The sequence below is a fragment of the Stenotrophomonas sp. 1L-E-5-B-C3 genome (assembly GCF_057292075.1).
Map to the genome: position 1 here is coordinate 1 of NZ_JBXAWS010000042.1, position 2023 is coordinate 2023.

5 protein-coding genes are annotated in these 2023 nt (G+C 66.8%); all 5 read right to left on the bottom strand.

What is annotated here, in order from left to right:
* The coding region (locus AC0Z6F_RS22505; RefSeq protein ID WP_310166997.1) for a PFL_4703 family integrating conjugative element protein at positions 1-337 on the bottom strand (337 nt) is incomplete at its 3' end.
* Complete coding sequence (locus AC0Z6F_RS22510) at positions 334-732, bottom strand: TIGR03750 family conjugal transfer protein (protein WP_003105639.1); 399 nt, start codon at positions 730-732, stop codon at positions 334-336. The genes AC0Z6F_RS22505 and AC0Z6F_RS22510, both read right to left, overlap by 4 nt.
* Positions 733-743: 11 nt before the next feature.
* Complete coding sequence (locus AC0Z6F_RS22515) at positions 744-1103, bottom strand: TIGR03745 family integrating conjugative element membrane protein (RefSeq protein ID WP_003090173.1); 360 nt, start codon at positions 1101-1103, stop codon at positions 744-746.
* A 16-nt stretch (positions 1104-1119) separates the two neighbouring features.
* On the bottom strand, positions 1120-1353 hold the full coding sequence (locus AC0Z6F_RS22520) for a TIGR03758 family integrating conjugative element protein (RefSeq protein ID WP_003050225.1): 234 nt from the start codon (positions 1351-1353) through the stop codon (positions 1120-1122).
* On the bottom strand, positions 1350-1733 hold the full coding sequence (locus tag AC0Z6F_RS22525; protein WP_003120001.1) for an integrative conjugative element protein, RAQPRD family: 384 nt from the start codon (positions 1731-1733) through the stop codon (positions 1350-1352). The genes AC0Z6F_RS22520 and AC0Z6F_RS22525 overlap by 4 nt, the downstream gene beginning before the upstream one ends.
* Positions 1734-2023 lie beyond the last annotated feature (290 nt).

The window sequence follows — 2023 nt, forward strand, 5'->3', positions numbered from 1 at the left end:
CATAGTCCGCCCGCAGGAAGGCCTGGCAGGACGGGGTGAGGTACGGCGAGAGCGTATGGAGGTTGCGCGAGTAGTCTTCTTCGCCATTGGTCGGCCAGCGGTTCAGCGTCTGGAACACGTAGAACGTGAACGCATAGACCGATTCGGGCGGCACTTCCCACCACTTGCGGGTACTGCCAGAGCGCAGGTCGGGCGGGACGTGGATGGTCAGGTCGCGCGGCGCGCTCCACCAGCCGCCGCCCATGACCAGGGCGACAATGACCAGCGCGCCCGCGCCCAGGCGCAAGGTCTTGATGTGCGCCTGCAGGTGGGCGATCTCGTTCTTGAAGCGGCTCATCGCATGCTCCTGCGGGTGGACCAGAAGCCCGAGCGCGAGATCAGCACGTGGCCGCCCACCCAGCCGGCCATCAGCGGATGGCGCGTTGCGATGCGCCACTGCAACTGTCGATACAGCCAGGTGTCGGGGCGCCCACGCTTGAGGCGGCGCAGGATGCCGCCGCCGATGAACACGCCCAAGGCCACGCCCAGGACAACGAACGTCGGTGCGATGGCGATCGTGCGGAACACCCACGAAAGCGGCGCGCCGACCAGCAGGCCGGCCGCGCCGGACAGGCCGCAGCAGATCCACAGCTCGTCGGCGGTGAGGCCGCGCACGACCACGGGATGGCGGTTGAGCCGGTGCGGAAGGAACGTGACCGTCCCGTCCGCACGGACGTGCTGCTGCTCGGACATACCGGCCTCGCTTACAGGATGCCGGTGGCTTCGGTGAGCAGCCAGATGCCGATCACGAGCAGCACGGCGCCGATGGCGACCGTGAGGCCGAATTGGCCCCACGTCTTGCGGCCGGTGTGGATCTCCGCGTAGGTGCCGTAGGCGTGGTAGCAGACGCCGATGAACATCGACGCCACCACCAGCAGGGCCACGAGCATGATGATGTCGTAGCCGTAGTTGCGGATGGTCTCCATGATGCCGTTGCCGGTGCCGCGCGTCGGGTTCTCCAACTGCGGCAGACCTTGCGCGAACGACAGTGCGGGCAGCGCGGCGGCGCCCAGGGCCACGGCGGCGCGCTGGGCAAAACGGGAAGTGAGGTTGCGGTTGTGCATGGTCGGGCCTTTCATGTCAGGACAGGAGGAAGAAACTCAGGACGAGGTACATCGCGACGAAGCGGATGCAGACGCCGAGGAACTGGCGCTGGTTGAGGCGGCTCTCGGACCACCCCACATAGGCCGTTCGGATGGCCCAGACGCCCCACACGAGCAGGACCGCGAACACGACGCCGACCAGGACGGTCGCCATCGCGGAAGGCGCGATACCGCTGTTGGCTTGAAATGCCGAGACCTGGGCGCCGTTCATTGCTCGCCCTCCGCAGTCGTCTTCGGCGATGGCGAAGCGGCCCGCTCGGTGCGGTAGTCGCCGGCCAGTTCGGAGGGGTCGCGCGGCTGAGCGCGTGATGGCGTCAGGTGGAACTGGATGCCGGCGCGCACGCGCGCCAGGTCAGCCAGCAGCCGTGGGTAATCGAAGTGGTAGCGCTCGCCCGGCTGGATGGGGGCATGCGCGGCGCTGTCCGCGACGGTGCGTTCCAGCGCGTCGAGCTGGCGCAGCGCGGCGACCAACTCCTGGCGCTGCGCCGGGGACTCGGCCAATGCCATCGGGGACTGGCCCAGCACGAGGGCCGTCACGAAAAAAGTGGGCACGCCGCGATGCGCGGCGCGCAGCCAGATCGAAGCCACCATCGCGCCATTCCTGTGTGATCAGCAATGGGTTGATCGTGGAGATCAGGGCTGTTTCAGGCCGCAAACAATAGGAACTGGCGGACGACCGGATTGGGCATGCTGCGAGCGAACCTACAAAAGCACGGGTCGCGCTTCGATTATTGCGTTTTTCGAGTATTTCGAATATGATCGGCTCTGCAACCGTTTTCGCTTAGGAGCTACCCATGACCACCGCCACTGCCCAATCCAAGATGACCCGTCCCGCCGCGGGAGAGGTGAAGGCAGCCGTCCAGGGTCAACGGGCCGTGGCG